Origin of the sequence: Nocardiopsis sp. NPDC006139 (assembly GCF_040614155.1) — a bacterium.
GTDB classification, from domain to species: domain Bacteria; phylum Actinomycetota; class Actinomycetes; order Streptosporangiales; family Streptosporangiaceae; genus Nocardiopsis; species Nocardiopsis changdeensis.
In genome coordinates, this window is sequence record NZ_JBEXTT010000019.1 from 133,021 (window position 1) to 157,415 (window position 24,395).

Here is a 24,395-nt window from a genome sequence, read left to right on the forward strand (position 1 = left end):
TGTGCGGAAATCAGAATTATTACTCACTGGTAGCCGGACAAAGCGGTAAAACCATCCTTTCTTTCCCCGTTTTCGGTCCCCGGGGATAGGGGCCGCCGACGGCGGGTACAACCGCTGCCACCAGGTCCGCCTCTCTCCGGCAGGTGCCCATGAGCCCGCCTACCCCCGACCGTCCCCGACGGACGCCCGAGGCGCAGTCCACGCCCCGTCCCGTCGTCACCATCTCGGCGACCTACGGCGCGGGCGGCGCCGTCATCGGCCCGGGGGTCGCCGCCGCCCTGGAGGTGGCCTTCCTGGACCGGGCGGTGCCCAGCGCCGTCGCCGGGCGGATCGGCTGCTCCCTCGACGAGGCCCTCCAGCACGACGACCGCTCGCCGAGCGGCCTGGAACGCCTCCTCGCCGGGGCCGCGCGGCTGCCCACCGTCACCCTGGGCAGCGTCGACACCGCCTTCATCGGCACCGTCAACGAGGAGGGGCGGCTGCTCTACGACCACGAGTTCGTCGAGCACACCGAGCAGGTGATCGGCGGGGTCGCGCACACGGGCGGGGTCGTCCTGGGCCGGGCCGGGGCCATCGTCCTGGCCGGCCACCCCACCGCCCTGCACGTCCGGCTCGACGGCGACCCCGAGGGGCGGCTGCGCCGGGCGCGCGAGCTGTGGGAGTCCGGGGTCACCGACGGGCGCGGGGCCGCGGAGGGGCCGCCCACCGCCCGGGTCCGCGACGACAACGACCGCGCCCGGGCCGCCTACGTCCGCCGCTTCTACCGGACCGACGCCGCCCGGCCCGGGCACTACCACATGGTGCTCGACGGCGCCGTCCTCTCCCCGCGGGCGTGCACCGACGTCATCGTCCGCGCGGCCCGCGACCGGGTGGCCGGGAAGACCCCCTGAATCCGCGGTGTTGAGGTGGTGCGGCCCCGCGCCGGCACCCCGGCGCTCGTGCGAAATTCATCGGTTTTTCACGGAAGCGATAATTGTCGGCTTGTGCTGACTCAGGTCGCTTGACTCGGGTAGGGTGAGGCGACTCCGTCGCGAGACCCCCGAACGCGAACAGGGGTCCGACGCGATGCCGCCCCAGGGGGGCACCGCGCACATCCGATGCCCCGCAGCGCATCAACGCCGCCGCGCCAGGGGACGTCCGCACGTCCGGACACAGAAGCACCGGCACCACCCGAGGAGCATTACGTGGCCACCCTTCCCAGCGTTTCGTATTCCATCACCGTCCGCCTCGAACTGGACGCGGGGAGCACGGCCGTGGGTGGGCTCACCAACGCGGTCGAGCGCGTGGGGGGCATGATCACGGCGCTGGACGTGGCCGCCGCCGGGCACGAGCGCATCCGCATCGACGTCACCTGCGCCGCCCGCGACACCGAGCACGCCCAGGCCATCGTCGACGCCCTGGGCGCCGTCGAGGGCGTCACCGTGCACAAGGTCAGCGACCGGACCTTCCTCATGCACCTGGGCGGCAAGATCGAGATGAAGTCCAAGGTGCCGCTGCGCAACCGCGACGAGCTCTCGATGGCCTACACCCCCGGTGTCGCCCGCGTCTCCCAGGCCATCGCCGCCAACAAGGACGACGCCCGCCGCCTCACCATCAAGCGCAACAGCGTCGCCGTCGTCACCGACGGCTCCGCCGTCCTCGGGCTGGGCAACATCGGCCCCGAGGCCGCCATGCCCGTCATGGAGGGCAAGGCGGCCCTCTTCAAACGCTTCGCCGACATCGACGCCTGGCCCATCGCGCTGGACACCCAGGACGTCGACGAGATCGTCCGCACCGTCCAGCTGATCGCCCCGGGCTTCGGCGGCATCAACCTGGAGGACATCTCCGCCCCCCGCTGCTTCGAGGTCGAGGCCCGCCTGCGCGAGCTGCTGGACATCCCCGTCTTCCACGACGACCAGCACGGCACCGCCATCGTCGTGCTCGCCGCCCTGCGCAACGCCCTGCGCGTCGTCGGCAAGAAGCTCGACGAGGTCCGCATCGCCATGTCCGGCGCGGGCGCGGCCGGGACCGCCATCCTCAAGCTGCTCATGCACGCCGGCGCCCGCGACGTGATCGTCAGCGACATCCACGGCGCCGTGCACACCGGGCGCGGCGAGGACATGGACTCCAACCTGCGCTGGATCGCGGAGAACACCAACCGGGCCGGCTACTCCGGCGACCTCAAGGGCGCCGTGGCCGGGGCCGACGTGTTCATCGGCGTCTCCGCCCCCAACCTGCTGACCGGCGACGACATCGCCGAGATGAACGACGACGCGATCATCTTCGCGCTGGCCAACCCCGACCCCGAGGTCGACCCGGACGTGGCCCGCCTGCACGCCGCCGTCGTCGCCACCGGCCGCAGCGACCACCCCAACCAGATCAACAACGTGCTGGTCTTCCCCGGGTTCTTCCGCGGCCTGCTCGACGCCCAGAGCAACCACGTCACCTCCGACATGATGGTCGCCGCCGCCGAGGCCCTGGCCGACGTGGTCACCGAGGACGAGCTCGGCCCCAACTACATCATCCCGAGCGTGTTCCACTCGGACCTGTCGACGCACGTGGCCACGGCCGTCCGCGAGGTCGCCCAGCGCGGCCACAAGGCCGACCGGGCCTGACGTACCCTTCCGGAACGGGTGCCGGCACGGGTTCCGGCCCCGTTCCGGGGTATGGGGTGTGGCATGGACCAGCCGACGATGACCGGGCGGCTCCTGGTGGCCGCCCCGGTGCTCCAAGAGGACTCCTTCCGCCGCTCGGTGGTGTTCGTCGTGGACGACACCCCCGAGGGCACCCTCGGCGTGATCCTCAACCGGCCGCTCGGGCTGCCCGTGGCCGACGTGGTCGTCGACTGGGGCGAGCTGGCCAGCGAGCCCGCCGTCATGTTCTCCGGAGGTCCCGTCGGCACCGGCTCGGGCATCGCCCTGGGCGTCCGGGGGCCGGACGGGCCGCCGCCCGGCTGGTCCCCTCTGGAAGGATTGGACCCCGCCTCGGGTTTGACGGGTATCGGCGTGGTCGACCTGGACAACCCCGCCCCGGTGCCGGGCACCGCCCTGGGCGGCTTCCGCGTCTTCGCCGGGTACGCCGGGTGGGGCGCCGGGCAGCTGGCCGGGGAGGTCGAGGAGGGCGCGTGGTACGTCCTGGACGCGGTCGCGGCCGACGTGTTCACCACCGACCCGGAGGGGTTGTGGTCGCGGGTGCTGCGCCGCCAGGGCGGCGACCTGGCGCTGCTGTCGACCTACCCGGACGACCCCACCCTGAACTGAGGGCGGCCCGGGACGCGGCACCCTATACCGTGGAACGCAGACTTCGAAAGGTGAGAACGATGTCGATGGACGTCCTCAACAAGGTCCTGCCGGACAGTGAGACCAGGCCGGACACCTCGCACGACGGCGGGGACCGCGAGCGGTTCTCCCACTACGTCCAGAAGGACAAGATCACGGAGAGCGCCGTCACCGGCAACCCCGTGATCGCCCTGTGCGGCAAGGTCTGGGTGCCCAACCGGGACCCGAAGAAGTTCCCGGTCTGCCCCGAGTGCAAGAAGATCTACGAGGAGATGATGGCCTGATCCGGCCCGTCCCCGCGACGCGAAGGGCCCCGGTGCGGTGCACCGGGGCCCTCGTCGTGCGCCACCGGGAGGGTCAGGCCCCGGAGCCGCCGTCCTCGTCGGCGCCGTCCCCGTCGGCACCGGCCGGGCGCCTGCGGGACGCGGCCACGGCCACGCCGCCGGCGCCGACGGCCACCGCGGCGGCCGCGATCAGGCCGGCCAGGGCGACACCGGTGTTCGGCAGGCCGCCGTTGCCGCCGTCGCCGCCGCCGTCACCCCCGCCCGGGTTCCCGCCGCCGTCACCGCCGCCGGGGACGTCGACGTCCTCGTCGACGCTGACGGTCAGCGTGATCGGGTCGAGCCGCTCGCCCTCGCCGTAGAAGTCCGCGAAGGCGGGCACGCCCTCGGCGGTCAGGGTCGCCGGGATCGGCTCCCAGGCGAGCACGCCGTCGGTCAGGTCGTACTGCACACCGGACAGGTCGAGGTCGGCGAACGCGACGTCGTCGTAGGTGACCAGCTCGGCGTCGTCCAGCGACTTGCTGACGATGTCGGCGTACAGGGTGCCCTCGCCGCCGTCGATGACCACACGCGGGTCCCGGACGGTCATGTGCAGCAGCGGGTCGTCGTCGCCGTAGACGTGGCCCTGGAACAGGACGGTGCCCTCGAACCCGATCTCGGCGGTGGACGCCTCCAGGTCGACCTCGCCCGAGCCGTCGGTGAAGGCGAAGGTGCCGTCCTCGTTGCGGCTCGCGCCGTCGCGGGTCTCGATCGTGCCCTTGGCGATGTTGCCCACGATGTAGGTGCGGAACGACTCCCGCACGCCCCAGTCGGCGCGGCCGTTGTGGACGGTCAGCGGGCCCTCGGGGCCGGTCGGCCCCTCGGTCGGCTCCTCGGTGGGTTCCGTCGGCTCCTCGGTCGGCTCCCCGCCGCCGGCGAAGGAGACCGGCGTCCACACGTCCTGGTCGCGGTTGGCCAGGTCGTTGCGGTCGTTGAAGACGGCGACGTAGCACTGCGTCTCCAGGCAGTCGTACTCGCCGCCGCCCTTGCTGAAGGCGCCCACCACGTCGAGCGGGGTGCTGAAGGAGCCCTGCGCGTCCGGCGCGGTGTCGCCGCGCAGCCACACGCCCGAGCCGTACCAGTGGGCCGGGTAGGAGTCCGCGGCCTGCGGGATCGCGGTGAGCGCCACGTAGACACCCGCGCCCGGCCGGAAGCCGGTGCCCGCGACGGTGACGACGTCGCCCTCCGGGTCCAGGCCGGAGGCCGGGGTGACGGTGACCGCGGGGTCGTGCACCGGGCCGGGGTTCCCCCCGGCGTCGTCGATGCCCGCCGTGAAGGACAGGGGGTCCATCGGGGTGCCCGCCGGGTAGAAGCCCGCGAACGCCTCGACGGCCTCCTCACGCAGGGAGCCCGCGGTGGAGGTGAAGACCAGGTCCTCGCCCTCGGCGTCGACCTCGACGCCGGTCAGGTCGGCCACGGGGACCTCGCCGTACCCGGTGAGGTCGCCCGGCGGGTTGTTCGGGTTCGCCCCCAGGAACTCGCGGCTGGTGACGTCGGCGTACACCGTGGCGGTGCCGTCCGCGAACACCACGCGCGGGTCGGAGACCCGGACCTCCAGGACGGGGCCCCGGCCGTAGTCGTGGCCGGTGAAGACCACGGTCCCGGAGAAGCTCACATCGCCGGAGGCGTCCTCCTTGGAGACCGCGCCGCCCGCCGTCGGGAAGTCGATCAGGCCGTCGCCCGTGGCGGTCGCGCCGTCGGAGGCCTCGAAGCCGCCTCCGGCGATGGGGCCGGAGACGTAGTTGCGGAAGGACTCCTTGACCCCCCAGGCGGCGGAGCCGCCGGAGAGCTGGAGCACCTCGTCGGCGGTGGCGGCGGGGGCGCCCGCCACCGCGAGCGCACCGCCCACCGCCGCCACACCCGCGTACGCGGTGAGGGAGCGCAGGGCGCGGCGGAGCCTTCCGCTCGTGCCGCTGCCGGTCGTACTGGTCATGGGGTTCTTCGGTTCCAATCGTGAGGGGGATGGCAGGGGCCCCGGTGACGGCGGGGCCGGTGGGGCGGGGGGCAGGGGACGGGCGGGCCCGCGCGGAGCGGGAGCCACGGGACCGCCCGTCCCACGGTCGCGGCGCCTAGGAGACGTCGGTGGTGAAGGAGATCGGGTCCATCGCGGCGCCCGCGGGGTAGAAGCCCGCGAACGCGTCGACGGCGCCGGCGTGCAGGGTGCCGCCGGTGGAGGTGAACTCGATCGCGGTCCCGGTGACGTCGACGTTCACCCCGGTCAGCTCGGTGACGGGGACCTCGCCGTACGAGACCGGGGCGCCGGGGGGCAGGGCCGGGTTCGCGCCGTGGAACTCGCGGCTGGTGACGTCGGCGTACACCGTGCCGGTGCTCCCGTCGAACTCCACGCGCGGGTCGGAGAGCCGGACCTCCAGGACGGGGCCCTGGCCGTAGTCGTGGCCGGTGAAGACCACGGTGCCCGTGAACGACACCTCGCCGGAGATGAAGAAGGCGTCGTCGACGTCCCCGCCGGAGGTGGGGAAGTCGATCAGGCCGTCGCCCGGTTCGGTGGCGCCGCCCGAGGCCGTGTAGCCGCCTCCGGCGATGGGGCCGGAGACGTAGTCGCGGAAGGACTCCTTGACGCCCCAGACGGCGGAGCCGCCGGAGACGGGGGCCGCGGAGGCGGCGGGGGCCGCGACCGCGATCAGGGCCGCCGCCAGGGCGGAGGCGGCGGAGACGGAGGTGAGGGTGCGGAGGGCGCGGCGGCCCGTGGTCGTGCCGCGGGTGGTCGTCAGGGCCATGGTTCGTCGATTCCCATCGTCGAGTGGAGACGTGACCGGTCCCGGGGGTCCGGGGACGGGGCGGCGGATGTGGTGCCCGCGGGCCCGTGCCGGGGCACGGGCCCGCCATGGAGAGCGGGGGGTCGGTCAGGCCGCGGCCCCGTCGGGGGCGTCGTCCCCGGCGCCGCGGCGCCGGCGGGTCGCGAAGAGGGCGACGGCACCGGTCGCGGTCGCCACGGCGGCGGCCAGGAGCAGGACGGTCAGGTCGGTGCCGGTGCGCGGCAGGTCGCCGCTCGGGCGCGGACCGCTGCCGCCGCCGGAGCCCCCGGAGCCGGAACCCCCGTCGCCGGAGCCGCCGGAACCCGAGCCCCCGGAGCCGGAGCCGCCGGACCCGGCCCCGGTGTTCCCGGAGCCGTCGCCCGATCCGCCCGATCCGAACGCCACCGGGACGAACACGTCCTGGCCGCGGTCGCTGGACCGGGTGTGGTCGTTGCGGGTGACCACGGCGCACTCCACGGCCGCGGAGTCGCAGTCGGTGGTGCCGTCGTCCGCCTTCACCGTGATCTGCACGCTGAAGCCGCCGTCGGTGCCCGAGCCGTCGTAGGGGACCGCCAGGCCCTCGCCGTAGGGCGGCGGGTTGCTGGAGACCCAGGCGGAGGCACCGCCGGAGCCGTCCATGTCCACACCGCCGATGCACGGCGTCGGGGCCTGAGTGGAGCTCGCGCCGGAGATGTCGCACAGCGCGACGTAGATGCCCTTGGAGGTGTCGTAGCCGGTGCCGGTGACCGTGACGGTCTCCCCGTCGGGGTCCAGGCCCTCGGTCTTGGAGACCGAGATCCTCGGGTTCCCCGGCTCCCGCGGCAGGGGTGCCTGCGGCGCGCCGGCCTGGGTCTGCGGAGAGGTCCGCGGGCGCGCCTCCGGGGCCGGGGCGGCCTCGGGCGCCGCGAACGTGACCGGGACGCGGCCCACGACGGCCGCGGCGGGGGCGGCCGGGGCCACGACGGGGGCGCTCATCCCGGGGCCGGGCGCCTCCACGACCCCCTCGGCCGGGGCGTCGCCGCCCCAGGTGCCGGTGACCGGCCCGGGGTCCTCGGGGGTCTCCACCTCGACCAGGCGGATCTCGAAGGCGTCCGCGGCCGCGTCGAGTCCGGCCTCGGCGGCGAACCCGGCTCCGGTGACGAGGGTCGCGCTGAACGCGCCGCGCCCGCCGACCTCGACCGTCACCGCGTTCGCGGTGTCGGTGACGGCCTCCTCACGGACCTCTCCGGTGTCGGCCGCGCCGTCGGGTCCGGCCGGAACGGCGAGGGTCGCGATCTCGATGACGGATCCGGGGGTGTGGCCGAGCCCGGAGACGGTGACGGTGTCACCCTCGGGGTCCAGCCCCTCGGTCCTGTCGACGGTGGTGATCCGGGGGTGACCGGTCTCCTCCTGCTGGGGAGCCGGCTCTGCGTACGCCGCCGCGGGCAGTGCGGTGGAGATCAGCACCGCGGCCGCGGCGGCGGCCAGGGGAGGGAGGGGCCCGCCCCGGCGCCGCCCGGTGACCGGGCGGGGGGAAACCGCTGCTTGCATCAGGGGCCTTCGGGGTTCGTGCGGGTCCGGTTCGTGTAGGGGTGACCCGCGTGATGTGCGGAACCTGCTTAGGTTATGCTTACCTTGGTCAAGTGAGCCTTACCTAACCCGGAGTTCGCGACCGGAACAGTTGAACATCGAACCATCGGGCTTGTCAAGATGGTGACAAGGTGTCATATAAAGGTCGGCGTCGTCCCCCCGGCGACCCCGTCCCCCGGTCCGACCCGAAAGCGATCCCCAATGGCCCCAGCCGCCTTCCGGCCCTCCGCACACGCACGCCCCGGACGCGGGGCCCGGGCGCTCGCCGCCGCCTGCGCCCTCGCACTCGCCCTCACCGGCTGCTCGGGCGGTGCCGGAGCCCCCGACGACACCGCCTCCGGCGGCACCGGGGACATCCCCGAGCTGGCCGAGAACCGCCTCCAGCCCCTGGAGGAGGACTTCGTCCAGCAGCTGCCGGTGACCGTCGACTCCGTCGTGCTCGACCCCTACCGGAGCAGCGACGACCCCCTGGAGTACGAGCAGGTCGAGGTCACCGACACCTCGCGGATCCTGCCCCTCACCGGCGGCCTGGCCGAGATCGTCTTCACCCTCGGCCTGGGCGACCGGGTCGTGGGCCGCGACGTGGCCGCCACCTTCGACGAGGCCGCCGACCTGCCCGTCGTCACCAGCGGGCACGAGGTCTCGGCCGAGAGCGTCCTGGCCCTGGAGCCCACCGTGATCCTCGCCGACACCCGGACCGGGCCGCCCGAGGCCATCGAGCAGATCCAGCGCTCGGGCATCCCCGTGGTGATCATCGAGGAGGCCTGGTCCTTCGACGAGATGTACCCGCGCTTCGAACGCGTCGCCCGGGCCCTGGGCGTCCCCGACGCGGGCACCGCCCTGGCCGAGCGCACACGGGCCCAGATGGCCGAGGTCCGCGAGGGCTCCGCGGAGGCCGTCGGCTCCCCCCTCGTCGCCTTCCTCTACCTGCGCGGCACCGCCGGGGTCTACCTCATCGGCGGACCCGGCTCCGGGGCCGACGCCATGCTCGCCGAGGTCGGGGCCCGCGACGCCGGGGTCGAGATGGGCCTGACCGCCCCCTTCACCCCCATCACCGGCGAAGCGCTCATCGCCGCGCAGCCCGAGGTGATCCTGGTCATGACCAAGGGGCTGGAATCGGTCGGCGGCGTCGACGGCCTCGTCGAGATCCCCGGCGTCGCCCAGACCCCCGCCGGGCGCGACCGCGCCGTCATCGACTTCGAGGACGGGGTGCTGCTCAACTTCGGGCCCCGCACCCCGCAGGTCATCGCCGCCCTGGCCGAGGAGCTGACCGCGGTCGCGGCGGGGGAGGGCCCGTGACCGCCGTCGGAACCCCGCCGTCCGCGGAGCGGACGGGCCGGGCCGCCCCGGTCGCGGCCGGCCGGGCCCGGCGCCGCCTGCGCGCCGGCCTGCTGCTCGTCGGCCTGGCCGCCGGCCTGGTCGTCGTCTCGGTCGTCGCGGCGGGGATCGGCGCCTACCCGATCCCCGCCGGACAGGTCACCGCCTCGGTCCTGGACGCCCTCGGCCTCCCGGTCGCCGGCCCCCTGCCCGACCAGGTCGCCCGCACCGTCCTGTGGGACGTGCGGTTCCCCCGCGTGGTGCTCGCCGTCACGGTGGGCGCGGCCCTGGGCGTGGCCGGGGCCATGATGCAGGGCATCTTCGGCAACCCCCTGGCCGAACCCGGTGTCATCGGAGTCTCCTCGGGGGCCGCCGTCGGCGCCATCGCCGTCATCTTCACCGGGGCCACCGTCCTGGGCCACTGGACGATCATCGCGTCGTCCTTCGTGTTCGGCCTGGCCACGACCCTGTTCGTGTACGTGTTCGCGCGCTCGCGCGGGCGCACCGAGGTCGTCACCCTGCTGCTCACCGGCATCGCCGTCAACGCCATCGCCGGTGCCGCCATCGGCCTGATGACCAACTTCTCCCAGGACGCCGAGATCCAGACCATCACCTTCTGGCAGCTGGGCAGCGTGGCCACCGCCACCTGGTCCAAGGTCGCGGCGATCGTGCCCTGCCTGGTCGCCGGGATGGTCGCCATCCCCCTCTACGCGCGCCGCCTGGACCTGCTCTCCCTGGGCGAGGGGCCGGCCCGCCACCTGGGCGTGGACGTGGAGCGCATGCGCCTGGTCCTCATCATCGCCCTGGCACTGCTCACCTCGGCCGCCGTGGCCTTCGCCGGGATCGTGGCCTTCATCGGCCTGGTCGTCCCGCACATCGTCCGGATGGTCACCGGGCCCGGGCACCGCGTGCTGCTGCCGGCCAGCGCCCTGGGCGGCGGGCTGCTGCTGCTCGCCGCCGACCTGCTGGCCCGCACCGCCGCCGCCCCCGCCGAGATCCCCCTGGGCGTGGTCACCTCGGCGCTCGGCGGACCGTTCTTCTTCTACCTCCTCTACCGCACCCGCGCCAAGCAGGGAGGCTGGTCGTGATCCCCACCCTCCGACGGCGGACCCGGGCCGCCCTCGCCCCCCTGTCCCGCCCGCCCGCGCGCCCCGGCCCCGTCGCCGTCGGCGACCCCGTGCTGCGCGCCGAGGGCGTCACCGTCCGCCGCGGCGGACGCGCCCTCCTGGACGGGGTGGACCTCACCGTCCGCGCCGGGGAGCTGGTGGCACTGGTCGGGCCCAACGGAGCGGGCAAGTCCACACTGCTGGCCGCCGTGTCCGGCGACCTCGCCGCGGCCGCGGAACGGGGCGGCGCCGACGGCGGCCGCATCGACCTCTTCGGCCGCGGGCTCGGCGCCTGGACCCCGCCCGAGCTCGCCCTGCGCCGCGCCGTCCTGCCCCAGGAGGCCTCGGTCGGCTTCCCGTTCTCCGTCGCCGAGCTGGTCGCCATGGGCCGCGCCCCCTGGGCGGGGCTGGCCGACCCGGCCGAGGACGACGGGATCGTCGCCGCCGCGATGGAGGGCACCGGCGTCTCCCACCTGGCCGACCGCGGCTTCCCGACCCTGTCCGGCGGCGAACGGGCCCGCGTGATGCTCGCCCGGGTCCTGGCCCAGGACACCCCGCTGCTCATGCTCGACGAGCCCACCGCCGCCCTGGACATCCACCACCAGGAACTCGTGCTGGGCATCGCGCGTTCACTCGCCGAACGCGGCGGTGCGGTTATCGTGGTCCTGCACGATTTGGGGCTTGCGGCGGCCTACGCCCATCGTGTGGCGATACTCTCCCAGGGACGGATCGCCGCGCAGGGTCCCCCCGCCGAGGTGTTCACCGCGTCCCTGCTCAGCACCGTCTACCGGCACGAGGTCGAGGTCCTGCCGCACCCGAGGACCGGGATCCCGCTGGTCGTGCCCCTCCGGTAGGTCCACGGAGCACACGCGAGACGTCCACAGGAGTAGGTCGTATTGGTGTCCACAACGGAACGACAGCCACAGGATGACCCCGGATCCGGGGAGGGCCGACGCCGTTCCTCCGGCGGCCGCCGCCGCAAACCCCCGCCCCGCCGCCGGGCCACCCCCGGTGACGTGGTGCGCGGCATCGTCCGCTTCGTCGGCGAGATCCTGCTGACCGCGGGCCTCCTCATGCTGTTCTACGCGGCGTATGAGGTGTACGGCTCCCGGTGGGAGACCGACCGCGAACAGGAGGGGCTGGCCCAGGGGCTGGAGGAGGCGTGGGCGGAGGCCGAGGAGCGCGGTCCCGACTCCGAGCCCCTGCCCGGCAGCGCCGACAGCCGGCTGTACATCCCGTCCCTGGACCTGGACTGGGTCGTCGTCAACGGCACCACGCAGGACGACATCCGCTACAGCCCCGGGCACTACACCGAGTACCCCAGCAGCCCCGGGCAGCCGGGCAACTACGCGATCGCCGCGCACCGCACCCCCGGCCTGTTCTGGGACATCGACCTGCTGGAGAACGGCGACGTCCTGGTGCTGGAGGACGGCGAGAACTTCTACACCTACGAGGTGTTCCGCGAGGAGACGGTCGTGCCCACCGACGTGTGGGTGATCGAACCCGACCCGTTCGACGACGTCGAGGGCGCGGGCGAGGCCGAGCCGGGGCGGTCGATCATCACGCTCACCACCTGCGCCCCCAAGCTGAACAACACGCACCGGCTCATCGTGTGGGGCGAACTCGTCGAGACCACGCCCAAGTCGGAGGGCATGCCCGACTCGATCGCGCACATGGCCCCCGACGCCGCCGAGAGCGAGTGAGGAGACCCGCATGTACGGCCTGATCTGGCGCATCCTGCCCGGACCCTGGATCTCCAAGTTCATCATGGCGCTCGGCCTGCTGGCCGGGGCCGCCGCCCTGCTGTGGTTCTTCGCGTTCCCGGCGATCTCCCCCTACATGCCGTTCAACGACGGCGCCGTCGACATCGAGGGCGCGGGCGGGGCCGGTGGGGGAGCGGGGGCCGACGAGTCGGGTGTGGTGCCGGCGGACTCCGGCGCCCCCGCGGAGGAGTCGCCCGCCGAGTGACACGGGGCCGGGCCCGGCGGACGCCCCGCCCGGCCCGGCGCCCGTGCCGGGCGGCCCGGACGGCTCCTGTGCGGAGCCCCGGGCGCGCCCCGCCGCGACACGCGCGCCCCGCGGGTCCGTCCGGAGAACCTCCGGACCCGCGGGGCTCGTGCGTGTTCGCGTCCGTATGTGCCCGTGCGCGGGCGTTCGCGGGCCTTCGCGGCGGCCGATCCGGGCCCGCGGATGTGCGCGGCACCACGGGAAGCCGACCCTGTGCGGTCGGACCGGGCCGCTAATCTCGAGCAGGTGAGTATCGGGGGACGAAACGCATGACGGTGACGCAGACCACGACCGAGGACCGCCTCAGCGGGCTCCGGGCCTGGCAGCGGGAGGCGTTCGAGGAGTACTTCCGCCGACAGCCGCGGGACTTCCTGGCGGTCGCCACGCCCGGCGCGGGCAAGACCACGTTCGCCCTCACCCTGGCGAGCGAGCTCCTCCAGCGGAACATCGTCCGCGCCATCACCATCGTCTGCCCCACCGAGCACCTCAAGAAGCAGTGGGCCGAGGCCGCCGCGCGGTTCAACATCCCCATCGACCCCGACTTCCGCAACGGACAGGGGGCCCTGGGGCGGCAGTACCTCGGCGCCGCCGTCACCTACGCCCAGGTGGCCGCCCACCCGGCGCTGCACCGCAACCGCACCGAGGCCCGCAAGACCCTGGTGATCTTCGACGAGGTCCACCACGCGGGCGACGCCCTGTCCTGGGGCGACGCCGCCCGCGAGGCGTTCGACCCGGCGGCCCGGCGGCTCTCCCTGACCGGGACGCCCTTCCGGTCCGACATCAACCCCATCCCGTTCGTGGACTACGTCCAGGACTCCGCCGGGGTGCGCCGCTGCTCCTGGGACTACAGCTACGGGTACGGCCCGGCGCTGGCCGACGGCGTCGTGCGCCCCGTCATCTTCATGGCGTACTCCGGCGAGATGCGCTGGCGCACCCGCGCCGGGGACGAGCTGGCCGCCCGCCTGGGCGAGCCGCTCACCCAGGACGCGCTCTCCCAGGCGTGGCGGGCCGCGCTGGACCCCAAGGGCGACTGGATCAAGCGCGTGCTCCAGGCCGCGGACCGGCGGCTCACCGAGGTCCGCAAGACCCACGCCGACGCCGGCGGCCTGGTCATCGCCAGCGACCACGAGAACGCCCGCGCCTACTCGCGCATCATCCGCCAGATCACCGGCAAGAGCGCCACCGTGGTGCTCTCCGACGACCCCACCGCCTCCAAGAAGATCACCCGGTTCGCCAAGGGCGACGACCGGTGGATGGTCGCGGTGCGCATGGTGTCCGAGGGCGTGGACGTGCCCCGCCTGATGGTCGGGGTGTACGCCACCTCCACCAGCACCGCCCTGTTCTTCGCCCAGGCCATCGGCCGGTTCGTGCGCGTGCGCAAGCGCGGCGAGGTCGCCTCGGTGTTCCTGCCCTCGGTGCCCACCCTGCTGGAGTTCGCCGGGGACATGGAGCGCGAGCGCGACCACGTCCTGGACCGCACCCCCGCCGAGGACGACGAGTACCCGGAGGAGGACCTCCTCAAGGAGGCCAACAGGAAGCGCGACACCCCCGACGCGGGGGAGGAGCTGCCGTTCGAGACGATGGAGGCGTCGGCCGAGTTCGACCGCGCCCTCTACGACGGCAACGAGTACGGCGGCGTGCCCGGCTCCACCGAGGAGGAGGACTTCCTGGGCCTGCCCGGCCTGCTGGAGCCCCAGCAGGTGGCACAGCTGCTGCGCAAGCGCAAGGACGACATCAAGGCCGGGGAGATCAAGGCCCGCAAGAAGGACGAGCCGGTCCGGGACGAGGGCCCCACCCACGAGGTCCTGGCGAACCTGCGCCGCGAGCTGAGCGGGCTGGTCGGCGCCTGGCACCACCGCACCGGCAAGCCGCACGGGGTGATCCACAACGAGCTGCGCCGCGCCTGCGGCGGGCCGCCGGTCGCCCAGGCCACCCCGGACCAGATCCGCGAGCGCATCGCGAAGCTCCGCGTCTGGGCGGTCGGCGGCAAGTAACAGGGGTATTCCGGGCTATCCGGGCAAACACTTCGCAAGCTCGCGCCCGGGCTCGTGTGCTATACGTGTTCATTTCACTACAGTCCGTGAAGTGATTGGACGAAACGCACGCGGCGCGACCGCCGCACTCTGGACCGGACTGGCGATGTGCGGACTCGCCCTGAGCGGAATGGTCGCGGGCACCGCGCTGCCCGACCCCGCCGGGGCCGGAACCGAACGGGCGGCGGCGGTCCGCGGGCCCGACTGCCCGCCGGGCACCGCCGCCCGCCTCGCCGAACCCGGATCGGACACCGTCACCGACAGCGGGGAGCTCACCCCCGAGCAGGCCGCCCGCTACAACGACCGGCTGCGCGAGGCGCTGCGCTCACTGCGGTCCCACGAGATCGCCCCGCCGGGCACCGTTCCCGTCGTGGTCCACGTCATCTCCGCCACCGACGGCCGGGGCCACGTGAGCGACGCCCGCATCCGCGACCAGATCGACGTCCTCAACACCGCCTACTCCGGCGGCTACGACGCCGCCGGGGCCGACACCGGCTTCCGGTTCACCCTCTCCGAGGTCACCCGCAGCGAGAACGACGCCTGGTTCTCCGACTTCAACGGCCACCGCGACCGCATCCGCTCCGAGCTGCACCGCGGCGGCGCCGACACGCTCAACATCTACACCGCCGACCTGGGCACCGGGCTGCTCGGCTACTCCAGCTTCCCGCAGGACCACGCCGCCGCCCCCGACCAGGACGGCGTCGTCCTGGCCCACGACACCCTGCCCGGCGGCGGCCGCGAGCGCTTCGGCCTGGGCCACACCGGCACCCACGAGGTCGGCCACTGGCTGGGCCTGTTCCACACCTTCCAGAACGGCTGCACCACCCCGGGCGACTACGTCGGCGACACCCCCTACGAGCGCGAGGCCGCGGCCGGCTGCCCGCAGGGCCGCGACTCCTGCCCGCACCGCGGCGGCCGCGACCCGGTCACCAACTTCATGGACTACAGCGACGACGACTGCATGACCCACTTCACCGAGGGCCAGGCCCGCCGCATGGCCGAACACTGGGCCGCCTTCCGCTCCCCCCACCGCCCCTGACCTCCGGCGCGCCCGGGCGGGTAGGGGGCGCGGGCGCGCCGATAGGCTTGGGGCATGGCAGCGAACACCTACCTGACCGGGATCAAGCCCACCGGTGACTTCCACCTGGGCAACTACGTCGGCGCGATCCAGCCGGCCCTGGCGGCCGCGGACGTCTACGAGACCTACTACTTCGTCGCGGACTACCACGCGCTCAACACCGTCAAGGACGCGGACGAGCTCCGCCACAGCATCCGGTCCGGGGCTGCCACCTGGCTGGCGTGCGGGCTGGACCCGGCCAAGACGGTCATCTACCAGCAGTCCAAGGTCCCCGAGACCTTCGAGCTGACCACCATCCTCAGCGCCCTCACCCCCAAGGGCCTGATGAACCGCGCCCACGCCTACAAGGCCGCCCGCGACCGCAACAACGAGGCCGGGATCACCGACCTGGACGCCGGGGTCAACATGGGGCTGTTCAACTACCCCATCCTCATGGCCGCGGACATCCTCATCATGCAGGCCACCCACGTCCCCGTGGGCCGCGACCAGTCCCAGCACATCGAGTACACCGCCGACATCGCCGGGTACTTCAACAACCGCTACGGCGAGGGCGAGCACGGGTACTCCTTCCCCCTGCCCAAGGGCGTCATCGACGACAGCGAGGCGAGCATCCTCCCCGGCGTCGACGGCCGCAAGATGAGCAAGTCCTACGACAACCACATCCCGCTCTTCCTGCCGGAGAACAAGCTCAAGAAGGCGATCCGCCGCATCCCCACCGACTCCACCCCCGTCGAGGACCCCAAGGACCCCGACACCTCGGTGCCCTTCCAGCTCCTCACCCACTTCGCCGACGCCGACAGGACGGCCGACGTGCGCAAGCGCCTGGAGCAGGGCGGCATGGGCTGGGGCGAGCTCAAGAACGAGCTCTTCGAGGCGGTCAACGCCGAGCTGGGCCCCAAGCGCGAGCGCTACGAGGAGCTCATGGCGAACCCGAAGGAGATCGAGGACATCCTCGAAGCCGGGTCGGCCCGAGCCCGCGAGCGCGCCCGCGACGTCCTGGACCGCGTCCGCGCCGCCATCGGCGTCGCCTGAGCCGCGACACGGCAGGGGGCGGCGGGAACCCTCCCGCCGCCCCCTCGCGTGTCCGGGAAAACCACTGGTCGGAGCGCGCGGGCACCCCCTAGGCTCCCCGGCATGGAACTCGGAGTCGACGCCCCCGAGCGCACCGGCGCGCTCACCCTGCCCGACGGCCGCGCCCTGGCCTGGAGCTCGTGGGGCGACCCCGGCGGCACCCCCGTCCTGCTCTGCCCCGGCGCCGCCACCGGCCGCTCCCTTGGCTTCGGCACCCACCTGCTCGCCGGACTCGGCGTGCACCTGGTCTCGGCGGACCGCCCCGGCCTGGGCGGTTCGGACCCGGCCCCGGGCCGCACCGCCGCGGACTTCGCCGCCGACGCCCGCGCCCTCGCGGACCACCTGGGCCTGGGCCGCCCCGCCGTCGTGGGCAACTCCCAGGGGGCTCCCTTCGCCCTCGCCTGCGCCGCGGCCGGCACGGCGCGCGCCCTGGCGCTGGTCTCGCCCGCCGACGAGATCGCCCACCCCGGCCTGGCCGACCTCCTCGACCCCGGCGCACGGTCCCTGCGCGACGCCGTGGCCGCCGACCCGGACCGCGCCGGGCGCGACCTCGCGCAACTGGGCCCCGACGGCATGTGGGACCTGGTCACCGCCCACGCCCCCGAACGCGACGCGGCCGTGTACCGCGCCCCCGCCTTCGCGGCCGCCTACCGCCGCGCCCTGGCCGAGGGCTTCGCCGGCGACGGCGCCGGGTACGCCCGCGACACCGTCCTGGCCTCCGGCCGCTGGGACCCGGCACCGGAGCAGGCCGCCGTCCCCACCGACGTCTGGTACGGCGAACTGGACGCCTTCCACTCCCCGGACCGGGCGGCGCTGCTCACCCGCCGCATCCCCGGCGCCCGCCGCCACCTGCTGCCGGGGGAGGGCGGCTCCCTGCTGTGGACGCGCGCGGGCGACGTCCTGCGCACCCTGCTCTCCCACCCCTGACACGGCGGAGGGCGGGACCGCACGGCCCCGCCCCCTCACCCGTCAGGGTCAGCCGACGCGCGGCTCGCCCTCCAGGACCACGCCCGCCTCGTCCAGCTGCGCCAGCGCGGCGTCCACGGTCGGCCGCGCCACACCCGCGGTCAGGCCGAGCAGCACCCGCGTGCGCAGCCCCTCCCGCACGGCGTCCAGCGCGGTGGCCCGGACACAGTGGTCGGTGGCGATGCCCACCACGTCCACCTCGTCCACCCCGCGCTCGCGCAGCCACTCCGCCAGCGTCGTCGAGCCGTCCTCGGCGGTCCCCTCGAACCCGCTGTAGGCCGCCGTGTACCGGCCCTTGCTGAAGACCTCCTCGGCCAGCGAGGCGTCGAAGCCCGGGTGGAACTCCACCCCCGGCGTGCCCGCCTCGCAGTGCCGCGGCCAGCTGTCCACGAAGTCGGGCTCGTCCGAGAAGTGCGCCCCCGGATCGATGTGGTAGTCGCGGGTGGCGACCACGTGGTCGTACCCGCCCGAGCGCGCGTGCCCGGTCACGGCCTCCGCGGTGGCGGCGCCCCCGGCCACCGCCAGACTGCCGCCCTCGCAGAAGTCGTTCTGCACGTCCACCACAATGAGCGCTCTGGTCATGCCGGCACCCCTTCCTCTCGCAACCCGGTCCACCGGAACACGGCCGGTCAGTGGAACACCGTCGGCAGGGCGGCCTCGCCCCGCGACATCCGCAGCGCCTGCTCGGGCAGCTCGGCCACCGCGGCGCGGTGGCGCTCGCGCGCGTCGTGCACGCTCTCGCCGCCGACCACCTCGCCGTCCGACACCAGCGGCCGCAGCAGCGGGCGGGTCCCCACCGCCTCCGGCGGCTCGTAGGGGAACACCTCCTCGGCGATCGCGGTGCCCGTGTCGTCGAGCCGGCGCACCGACCACTTGCGGCCGCCCCGGCTCGGCTTGCCCACCGAGCGCTTGGCCACCGGCTCCAGCGGCAGGTCCGCGGACGTCCCGTGCGCCCGTGCCACCAGCTTGTACACCAGCGACACCGTCGGCGCGCCCGATCCGGTCACCAGGGAGGTACCCACCCCGTAGCCGTCCACGGGCGCCACGGCCAGCGCCTGGATGGAGTGCTCGTCCAGGTCGCCGGTCACCACGATCCGGGTCCCGGTGGCGCCGAGCGAGTCCAGCTGCTCGCGCACCCGCCCCGCGGTCTTGCCGAGGTCGCCGGAGTCGATGCGCACCGCGCCCAGTTCCGGCCCGGCCAGCTCGACGGCCGTGCGCACGGCCCGCTCCACGTCGTAGGTGTCCACCAGCAGGGTCGTCTGCGCACCCAGGGAGTCCAGCTGCGCGGAGAAGGCGTGCCGCTCGCTGTCGTGCAGCAGCGTGAACGCGTGCGCGGCGGTGCCGCCGGTGGGCACCCCGTACGAGCGCCCCGCCTCCAGGTTGGAGGAGGTCGCGAACCCGGCCACGTACGCGGCGCGCGCGGAGGCGACGGCCGCCGCCTCGTGGGTGCGGCGCGACCCCATCTCGATCAGCGGCCGTTCGCCGGCCGCCACGACCATCCGGCTGGCCGCCGACGCGATGGCGCTGTCGTGGTTGAACACCGACAGGGCGAGGGTCTCCAGGATCACACCCTCGGCGAAGGTGCCCTCCACGACCAGGATCGGCGACCCCGGGAAGTAGGCCTCGCCCTCGCCGTAGCCCCACACGTTCCCGGAGAACCGGTACTCCGAGAGCCAGCGCAGGGTCGTGTCGTCCACCACACCGTTGTCGGACAGGAAGTCCAGTTCCTCGGTGCGGAACCGGAAGCCCTCCAGCTGCTCCAGGAACCGCCCGGTCCCCGCCACGACGCCGTAGCGGCGCCCCTCGGGCAGGCGCCGGGCGAACATCTCGAACACCGACGGCCGGGCCGCCGCCCCGCTGTGCAGGGCCGCCTGGATCATCGTCAGCTCGTAGTGGTCGGTCAGCAGCGCGCTGCTGCCATGGTCGTTCATGGGCATGAGCCTAATCCGTGGAGTTGTGCGACCTCACGCCGACCTGCCCTGATCCGCCCGGATCGCGCACGGGGTGACCTCGGCCGACGCTAACAATACCCATTCGGTTGGTAGGGAAATTTGTTCCGATACCCTGGGAGGCATGCTGAGGATTGATCGCTCGATCTACGACCAGATCGTCGCCCACGCCCGTCGCGACCACCCGGACGAGGCCTGCGGCATCGTGGCCGGCCCCGCGGGGACCGACCGTCCCGAACGGTTCATCGAGATGGTCAACGCCGAGCGGTCCCCGACCTTCTACCGGTTCGACTCCCTCGAGCAGCTGAAGGTCTGGCGGGAGATGGACGACCGCGACGAGGAACCCGTCGTGATCTACCACTCCCACACGGCCACCGAGGCCTACCCCTCGCGCACCGACATCTCCTACGCGTCCGAGCCCAACGCGCACTACGTGCTCGTGTCCACCAGGGACCCCGAGACCGCGGAACTGCGCTCCTACCGGATCCTGGACGGCGAGGTCACCGAGGAGCCGGTGGAGATCACCGGGTAGCACCCCGCCCCGCCCGACGGGGCCCGCGGAATGGCCGCGGGAGGCGCCTCGTTGGGACTGTACGCACACCAACCACGTTCACGGGAAGACACACCTATGGCCATCGAGGTCCGCATCCCCACCATCCTGCGCAACCTGACCGGCGACGCCAAGGCCGTCGAGGGCAGCGGCGACACCCTGGGCGAGCTGTTCGACGACCTGGACAGCCGCTACCCGGGCATCGGCGCGCGCCTGGTGGACGACGGCAAGCTGCGCCGCTTCATCAACGTGTACCTCAACGACGAGGACGTGCGCTTCGTCGGCGGCCTGGAGGCGAAGCTCTCCGACGGCGACAACGTCACGATCCTGCCCGCCGTGGCCGGCGGAAGCCGCTAGGCGCGCCCATGCGCTACGAATCCCTGCTCGACTCCCTCGGCGGCACGCCGCTCGTCGGCCTGCCCCGGCTCTCGCCCTCCCCGGACGTCCGGCTGTGGGCGAAGCTGGAGGACCGCAACCCGACCGGGTCCATCAAGGACCGCGCCGCGTTCTTCATGATCGAACAGGCGGAGAAGGACGGGCTGCTCTCCCCCGGCTGCACCATCTTGGAGCCGACGTCGGGGAACACCGGCATCTCCCTGGCGATGGTCGCCAAACTCCGCGGCTACCGCATGGTCTGCGTCATGCCGGAGAACACCTCCCAGGAGCGCAGACAGCTCCTCGCCATGTGGGGCGCCGAGGTCCACTTCTCCGACGCGGCCGGCGGTTCCAACGAGGCGGTCCGCGTCGCCAAGGAGATGGCCGCCGCACACCCCGACTGGGTGATGCTCTACCAGTACGGCAACTCGGCCAACGCCCGCGCCCACTACGAGACGACCGGCCCCGAGCTCCTCGCGGACCTGCCGGAGATCACCCACTTCGTGGCGGGCCTGGGCACCACCGGAACGCTCATGGGCGTGGGCCGCTACCTGCGCGAGCACCGGCCGGACGTGCGGATCGTCGCCGCCGAGCCGCGCTACGGCGAGCTCGTGTACGGCCTGCGCAACCTCGACGAGGGGTTCGTCCCGGAGCTGTACGACGAGTCGGTGCTCACCACGCGGTTCTCCGTGCCCGCCGACGCCGCCCTCAGGCGGACCCGGGAACTCCTGGACAAGGAGGGCATCTTCGCCGGGATCTCCACCGGCGGGGCGCTGCACGCCGCGCTGGGCATGGCCCGCAAGGCGGAGCGGGCGGGGGAGCGCGCCGACATCGCGTTCGTCATCGCCGACGCCGGGTGGAAGTACCTGTCGACGGGGGCCTACGAGGGGACGCTGGAAGAGGCGGAGGAGCGCCTCGACGGCCAGCTCTGGGCCTGACCCGCACGCACCCCCAGGGGGCGGCATCCCGGACCCGGGGTGCCGCCCCCGCCGTGTTCCCACGGCCGGTGTCCGGATGCGGACGCGGCACTCCCGCGCACGTCGGCGGGCCGGAAGCGGACCGTAATACGGCGGGAACGAACCACCCGGAACGTGTCATATGGTGTGAAAAATTCACACGTGATCGAGGTCGCGTGAGATGCAGGACACATTTTGTACCACCCGGGCGGCCATTGGGGTAGACCCGTAACAACGGGACAACCGCTGAACCAGCCGCCATCCGTACTCCGCGCACACGGTCGGGGGTGCCACGGAGCCGCGCGGCCCTTCGAGAAGGCGACGACGACGTGCGACTCACGATTATCGGGTCCTCCGGGAGCTTCCCGGGGCCGGACAGCCCCGCCTCCTGTTACCTGGTCGAGGCCGACGGCTTCCGCCTGCTCCTCGACATGGGCAACGGCGCACTCGGCGCGCTCCAGCGGCACGTCGACATCTACTCCGTCGACGCCGTCTACCTCAGCCACCTGCACGCCGACCACTGCTTCGACCTGTGCTCGTACTGGGTCGCCCGGATGTTCCACCCCGACGGCGCCAAACCCCGGATCCCCGTCTACGGCCCCAGCGGGGTCTCCGAGCGCGTCGCCGAGGCCTACGGCCTGGACCCCGACCCCGGCATGACCGAGGTCTTCGACTTCCACGAGCTCACCCCCGGGACCCTCGGCATCGGCCCCTTCACCGTCCGGGTGGACCGCGTCAACCACCCGGTGGAGGCCTTCGGCATCCGCCTGGAGCACAACGGCGCCAGCATGGCCTACTCCGGGGACACCGGCGCCTGCGACTCCCTCGTCGACCTGGCCTCCGACACGGACCTGTTCCTGTGCGAGGCCGCCTTCCAGGACCACGTCGAGCACCCCAAGGACATGCACCTCACCGGCAGCGAGGCCGGCGAGCACGCCAGCCGCGCCCGGACCCGCAGCCTGCTGCTCACCCACCTGGTGCCGTGGAACGACGACGACGTCACCCTGGCGGAGGCCCGCTCCACCTACGACGGGCCCATCGACCTGGCCCGCAGCGGACGGACGCACACCATCGGCGGGTGAGCGTGGCGTGGGTCCCACTCCGCGCACGCCTTCGCGACACCCGCCCCCGGGGCGAGCGCGCACGTATACGCTCTTGACCATGGCCCGACCTGACGGACGAGTTCCGACCCAACTCCGCCCCGTGACGATCACCCGCAACTGGCTGCGCCAGGCGGAAGGCTCCGCGCTCATCGAGTTCGGGGACACCCGAGTGCTGTGCGCCGCCACCGTCGAGGACGGTGTCCCGCGCTGGCGCCGCGGCACCGGCGAGGGGTGGGTCACCGCCGAGTACGCGATGCTGCCCCGCGCCACCGACACCCGCGGCGCCCGCGAGTCCGTACGCGGCAAGATCGGCGGCCGCACCCACGAGATCTCCCGCCTCATCGGCCGCTCCCTGCGCGCGGTCGTCGACTTCAAGGCGATGGGGGAGCACACCATCACCCTGGACTGCGACGTCCTCCAGGCCGACGGCGGCACCCGCACCGCCGCCATCACCGGCGCGTACGTGGCCCTCGCCGACGCCGTGAAGTGGCTGCGCAAGCGCCGCAACCTCAAGAACAACCCGCTCACCGGCTCCCTGGCCGCGGTCAGCGTCGGCGTCGTCCAGGGCCAGCCCCGGCTGGACCTCAACTACCTCGAGGACTCCGTCGCCGACATCGACATGAACGTCGTCCTCACCGGCGACGGGAAGTTCATCGAGGTGCAGGGCACCGCCGAGGGCGCGGCGTTCGACCGCGAACTGCTCGACAAGCTGCTCGACCTGGCCGTCGGCGGCTGCGAGGAACTGACCGGCCTCCAGAAGAAGGCCCTGGCGGAGTGACCGTACTCAACGGCACCCGGATCGGCGGCGTCGCCGGAGAAGGGGGAATCGTGAAGATCGTGCTGGCCACCCGCAACGCCAAGAAGGTGCCCGAGCTGCGCGCCATCCTCGCGGACGCCGGTGTGAGCGCCGAGGTGCTGTCCCTCGACGCGTTCCCGGACGCACCGGAGGTCCCCGAGACCGAGCCGTCGTTCGTCGGCAACGCCCTGCTCAAGGCGCGCGCGATCGCCGCCCACACGGGGCTGCCCGCGGTGGCCGACGACTCGGGGCTCAGCGTCGAGGAGCTGCGGGGCATGCCGGGCGTGCTGTCGGCCCGCTGGGCCGGCCGCTTCGGCGCGGACGACCAGGACCGGGCCAACCTGGAGCTGGTCCTGGACCAGCTGGCGGACACCCCGCCGGAACGCCGCGCCGGCGCGTTCGTGTGCGCCGCGGCCCTGGTCCTGCCCGACGGCACCGAGGTCGTGACGGAGGGCGAGATGCGCGGCCGGGTGATCCGCGAGCCCCGGGGGGAGAACGGGTTCGGCTACGACCCGGTCTTCGTCCCGGAGGGCGAGAGCCGCACCACGGCCGAGCTGTCCCCCCAGGAGAAGAACGCCATCAGCCACCGGGGGATCGCCTTCCGCAAGCTGGCGGCGGAGATCGCGGCGATGGTCTGACGCGGTCCCGCGCGCGTTGAGGGGCGGCCCGGACGGGCCGCCCCTCAAGCTTTCGACCTGGGATGACGGGAAAAGTTCCCCGAGACCGGTTTGAGGCCGGGGCCGCAGGGGCAGGACCACCTTCGTCCGACGAAACGGCCGCGGCCGCACACGATCCCCGGTGTGGGGGGTCCACAACCCGCGGAGATCGCCTGAGGGCAAGGGTTCCCGCCTCGCCGACCAGGCGATTTGACGTCGCATCAGCTGTTACCTACACTCGAACGAGTCGCTGCGGGACGGCGAGCGCCCAGAGGGCGTGTTCGGCCCCGGACCGCGTCGAAGCGGCACCTCCTCTTCACTCCGACCAGAGCGTCACGGGCATGCGCCCGCAGGCGGTAGGCTTCGGAGGCGGCCCTGAAAAGGGCGGCGAAGGGAAACAGGAATTCTTCACTCCTGGTCGGTCCATTCCGGACCACGCCGATTTGGCGGGGAACGGGAACACTGATAAAGTGAAGACACAACAAAGCGGAAACGCAGACGCCTTCCACGGAAGAGCAACCAGGAGCCGT

The 24,395-nt window shown here is 73.2% G+C and carries 24 protein-coding genes; 19 read left to right on the plus strand and 5 right to left on the minus strand.

Annotated elements, in window-relative coordinates; genetic code table 11:
- Window positions 1–149: 149 nt before the first annotated feature.
- The 4 genes from ABZ249_RS23560 (at window position 150) to ABZ249_RS23575 (ending at window position 3,541) form a co-directional block, all read left to right on the plus strand.
- The gene (locus ABZ249_RS23560) at window positions 150–890 is read left to right on the plus strand and encodes a cytidylate kinase-like family protein (RefSeq protein WP_355266591.1); all 741 of its coding nucleotides are present in this window, start codon (window positions 150–152) and stop codon (window positions 888–890) included.
- A 294-nt stretch (window positions 891–1,184) separates the two neighbouring features.
- Window positions 1,185–2,594, plus strand: a complete 1,410-nt coding sequence (locus ABZ249_RS23565) for an NAD-dependent malic enzyme (protein ID WP_220562958.1) — start codon at window positions 1,185–1,187, stop codon at window positions 2,592–2,594.
- A 63-nt stretch (window positions 2,595–2,657) separates the two neighbouring features.
- Entirely contained in the window at window positions 2,658–3,239 is a 582-nt protein-coding gene (locus ABZ249_RS23570; RefSeq protein WP_220562957.1) for a YqgE/AlgH family protein, read from the plus strand.
- A gap of 59 nt (window positions 3,240–3,298) precedes the next feature.
- Window positions 3,299–3,541, plus strand: a complete 243-nt coding sequence (locus tag ABZ249_RS23575; RefSeq protein ID WP_220562956.1) for a DUF3039 domain-containing protein — start codon at window positions 3,299–3,301, stop codon at window positions 3,539–3,541.
- Between the two features lie 73 nt (window positions 3,542–3,614).
- Here ABZ249_RS23575 and ABZ249_RS23580 read toward each other — a convergent pair whose 3' ends face one another.
- The 3 genes from ABZ249_RS23580 to ABZ249_RS23590 form a co-directional block, all read right to left on the minus strand.
- Window positions 3,615–5,510 carry an HtaA domain-containing protein gene (locus ABZ249_RS23580; RefSeq protein ID WP_355266598.1) on the minus strand — a complete coding sequence of 632 codons (1,896 nt, stop codon included), beginning with the start codon at window positions 5,508–5,510 and terminating at the stop codon, window positions 3,615–3,617.
- Window positions 5,511–5,646: 136 nt separating this feature from the next.
- Complete coding sequence (locus tag ABZ249_RS23585) at window positions 5,647–6,315, minus strand: HtaA domain-containing protein (RefSeq protein ID WP_355266601.1); 669 nt, start codon at window positions 6,313–6,315, stop codon at window positions 5,647–5,649.
- A 126-nt stretch (window positions 6,316–6,441) separates the two neighbouring features.
- Window positions 6,442–7,863, minus strand: a complete 1,422-nt coding sequence (locus tag ABZ249_RS23590) for an LPXTG cell wall anchor domain-containing protein (protein WP_355266604.1) — start codon at window positions 7,861–7,863, stop codon at window positions 6,442–6,444.
- 240 nt (window positions 7,864–8,103) lie between these two features.
- On the opposite strand from ABZ249_RS23590, the gene ABZ249_RS23595 reads away from it, so the two are divergent.
- The 9 genes from ABZ249_RS23595 to ABZ249_RS23635 all read left to right on the plus strand — a co-directional run bounded on the left by ABZ249_RS23595 (window position 8,104) and on the right by ABZ249_RS23635 (window position 17,441).
- Window positions 8,104–9,201 (plus strand): ABC transporter substrate-binding protein, encoded by a 1,098-nt coding sequence (locus ABZ249_RS23595; RefSeq protein WP_355266607.1) that lies wholly within the window; start codon window positions 8,104–8,106, stop codon window positions 9,199–9,201.
- A 77-nt stretch (window positions 9,202–9,278) separates the two neighbouring features.
- Window positions 9,279–10,307 carry an iron ABC transporter permease gene (locus ABZ249_RS23600; RefSeq protein ID WP_355266650.1) on the plus strand — a complete coding sequence of 343 codons (1,029 nt, stop codon included), beginning with the start codon at window positions 9,279–9,281 and terminating at the stop codon, window positions 10,305–10,307.
- Window positions 10,307–11,179 (plus strand): heme ABC transporter ATP-binding protein, encoded by an 873-nt coding sequence (locus tag ABZ249_RS23605; RefSeq protein WP_355266653.1) that lies wholly within the window; start codon window positions 10,307–10,309, stop codon window positions 11,177–11,179. The genes ABZ249_RS23600 and ABZ249_RS23605 overlap by 1 nt, the downstream gene beginning before the upstream one ends.
- A 165-nt stretch (window positions 11,180–11,344) precedes the next feature.
- The gene (locus ABZ249_RS23610) at window positions 11,345–12,028 is read left to right on the plus strand and encodes a class E sortase (RefSeq protein WP_355266610.1); all 684 of its coding nucleotides are present in this window, start codon (window positions 11,345–11,347) and stop codon (window positions 12,026–12,028) included.
- Window positions 12,029–12,038: 10 nt separating this feature from the next.
- On the plus strand, window positions 12,039–12,293 hold the full coding sequence (locus ABZ249_RS23615) for a hypothetical protein (RefSeq protein ID WP_355266613.1): 255 nt from the start codon (window positions 12,039–12,041) through the stop codon (window positions 12,291–12,293).
- A gap of 308 nt (window positions 12,294–12,601) precedes the next feature.
- Complete coding sequence (locus tag ABZ249_RS23620; RefSeq protein WP_355266616.1) at window positions 12,602–14,326, plus strand: DEAD/DEAH box helicase; 1,725 nt, start codon at window positions 12,602–12,604, stop codon at window positions 14,324–14,326.
- Window positions 14,327–14,471: 145 nt separating this feature from the next.
- Window positions 14,472–15,404, plus strand: coding sequence for a zinc metalloprotease (locus ABZ249_RS23625; protein ID WP_355266656.1), 933 nt, complete (start codon window positions 14,472–14,474; stop codon window positions 15,402–15,404).
- Between the two features lie 54 nt (window positions 15,405–15,458).
- The gene (locus tag ABZ249_RS23630; RefSeq protein WP_355266619.1) at window positions 15,459–16,475 is read left to right on the plus strand and encodes a tryptophan--tRNA ligase; all 1,017 of its coding nucleotides are present in this window, start codon (window positions 15,459–15,461) and stop codon (window positions 16,473–16,475) included.
- 102 nt (window positions 16,476–16,577) lie between these two features.
- Window positions 16,578–17,441: an alpha/beta hydrolase gene (locus ABZ249_RS23635; protein ID WP_355266622.1), complete on the plus strand. Its 864-nt coding sequence runs from the start codon at window positions 16,578–16,580 to the stop codon at window positions 17,439–17,441.
- 48 nt (window positions 17,442–17,489) lie between these two features.
- Here the strand turns inward: ABZ249_RS23635 and ABZ249_RS23640 are convergent, their stop codons facing one another.
- Complete coding sequence (locus ABZ249_RS23640; RefSeq protein ID WP_355266625.1) at window positions 17,490–18,062, minus strand: nicotinamidase; 573 nt, start codon at window positions 18,060–18,062, stop codon at window positions 17,490–17,492.
- Window positions 18,063–18,109: 47 nt separating this feature from the next.
- Entirely contained in the window at window positions 18,110–19,411 is a 1,302-nt protein-coding gene (locus ABZ249_RS23645) for a nicotinate phosphoribosyltransferase (RefSeq protein ID WP_355266628.1), read from the minus strand.
- A 142-nt stretch (window positions 19,412–19,553) separates the two neighbouring features.
- Between ABZ249_RS23645 and ABZ249_RS23650 the strand changes: the two genes are divergently transcribed.
- The 6 genes from ABZ249_RS23650 (at window position 19,554) to rdgB (ending at window position 23,847) form a co-directional block, all read left to right on the plus strand.
- Entirely contained in the window at window positions 19,554–19,961 is a 408-nt protein-coding gene (locus ABZ249_RS23650) for a M67 family metallopeptidase (RefSeq protein ID WP_220562941.1), read from the plus strand.
- Window positions 19,962–20,057: 96 nt separating this feature from the next.
- Window positions 20,058–20,336 carry a MoaD/ThiS family protein gene (locus ABZ249_RS23655; protein WP_355266631.1) on the plus strand — a complete coding sequence of 93 codons (279 nt, stop codon included), beginning with the start codon at window positions 20,058–20,060 and terminating at the stop codon, window positions 20,334–20,336.
- A gap of 8 nt (window positions 20,337–20,344) precedes the next feature.
- A complete protein-coding gene (locus tag ABZ249_RS23660) occupies window positions 20,345–21,292 on the plus strand; it encodes a cysteine synthase (protein ID WP_355266634.1) in 948 nt (315 codons plus the stop codon).
- Window positions 21,293–21,639: 347 nt separating this feature from the next.
- A complete protein-coding gene (locus tag ABZ249_RS23665) occupies window positions 21,640–22,392 on the plus strand; it encodes an MBL fold metallo-hydrolase (RefSeq protein WP_220562938.1) in 753 nt (250 codons plus the stop codon).
- Window positions 22,393–22,471: 79 nt separating this feature from the next.
- Window positions 22,472–23,191 (plus strand): ribonuclease PH, encoded by a 720-nt coding sequence (gene rph / locus ABZ249_RS23670; RefSeq protein ID WP_220562937.1) that lies wholly within the window; start codon window positions 22,472–22,474, stop codon window positions 23,189–23,191.
- Between the two features lie 50 nt (window positions 23,192–23,241).
- A complete protein-coding gene (gene rdgB, locus ABZ249_RS23675; protein ID WP_220565317.1) occupies window positions 23,242–23,847 on the plus strand; it encodes an RdgB/HAM1 family non-canonical purine NTP pyrophosphatase in 606 nt (201 codons plus the stop codon).
- The last annotated feature ends 548 nt before the right edge of the window (window positions 23,848–24,395 follow it).

What these genes read in the sequence shown, in the direction of transcription:
- ABZ249_RS23560 (WP_355266591.1), top strand. Translation starts at nt 150, where the DNA reads ATGAGCCCGCCTACCCCCGACCGTCCCCGACGGACGCCCGAGGCGCAG.
- ABZ249_RS23570 (WP_220562957.1), top strand. Translation starts at nt 2,658, where the DNA reads ATGGACCAGCCGACGATGACCGGGCGGCTCCTGGTGGCCGCCCCGGTG.
- ABZ249_RS23575 (WP_220562956.1), top strand. Translation starts at nt 3,299, where the DNA reads ATGTCGATGGACGTCCTCAACAAGGTCCTGCCGGACAGTGAGACCAGG.
- ABZ249_RS23580 (WP_355266598.1), bottom strand. Translation starts at nt 5,510, where the DNA reads ATGACCAGTACGACCGGCAGCGGCACGAGCGGAAGGCTCCGCCGCGCC.
- ABZ249_RS23585 (WP_355266601.1), bottom strand. Translation starts at nt 6,315, where the DNA reads ATGGCCCTGACGACCACCCGCGGCACGACCACGGGCCGCCGCGCCCTC.
- ABZ249_RS23590 (WP_355266604.1), bottom strand. Translation starts at nt 7,863, where the DNA reads ATGCAAGCAGCGGTTTCCCCCCGCCCGGTCACCGGGCGGCGCCGGGGC.
- ABZ249_RS23595 (WP_355266607.1), top strand. Translation starts at nt 8,104, where the DNA reads ATGGCCCCAGCCGCCTTCCGGCCCTCCGCACACGCACGCCCCGGACGC.
- ABZ249_RS23615 (WP_355266613.1), top strand. Translation starts at nt 12,039, where the DNA reads ATGTACGGCCTGATCTGGCGCATCCTGCCCGGACCCTGGATCTCCAAG.
- ABZ249_RS23620 (WP_355266616.1), top strand. Translation starts at nt 12,602, where the DNA reads ATGACGGTGACGCAGACCACGACCGAGGACCGCCTCAGCGGGCTCCGG.
- ABZ249_RS23625 (WP_355266656.1), top strand. Translation starts at nt 14,472, where the DNA reads ATGTGCGGACTCGCCCTGAGCGGAATGGTCGCGGGCACCGCGCTGCCC.
- ABZ249_RS23630 (WP_355266619.1), top strand. Translation starts at nt 15,459, where the DNA reads ATGGCAGCGAACACCTACCTGACCGGGATCAAGCCCACCGGTGACTTC.
- ABZ249_RS23635 (WP_355266622.1), top strand. Translation starts at nt 16,578, where the DNA reads ATGGAACTCGGAGTCGACGCCCCCGAGCGCACCGGCGCGCTCACCCTG.
- ABZ249_RS23640 (WP_355266625.1), bottom strand. Translation starts at nt 18,062, where the DNA reads ATGACCAGAGCGCTCATTGTGGTGGACGTGCAGAACGACTTCTGCGAG.
- ABZ249_RS23645 (WP_355266628.1), bottom strand. Translation starts at nt 19,411, where the DNA reads ATGAACGACCATGGCAGCAGCGCGCTGCTGACCGACCACTACGAGCTG.
- ABZ249_RS23650 (WP_220562941.1), top strand. Translation starts at nt 19,554, where the DNA reads ATGCTGAGGATTGATCGCTCGATCTACGACCAGATCGTCGCCCACGCC.
- ABZ249_RS23655 (WP_355266631.1), top strand. Translation starts at nt 20,058, where the DNA reads ATGGCCATCGAGGTCCGCATCCCCACCATCCTGCGCAACCTGACCGGC.
- ABZ249_RS23660 (WP_355266634.1), top strand. Translation starts at nt 20,345, where the DNA reads ATGCGCTACGAATCCCTGCTCGACTCCCTCGGCGGCACGCCGCTCGTC.
- rph (WP_220562937.1), top strand. Translation starts at nt 22,472, where the DNA reads ATGGCCCGACCTGACGGACGAGTTCCGACCCAACTCCGCCCCGTGACG.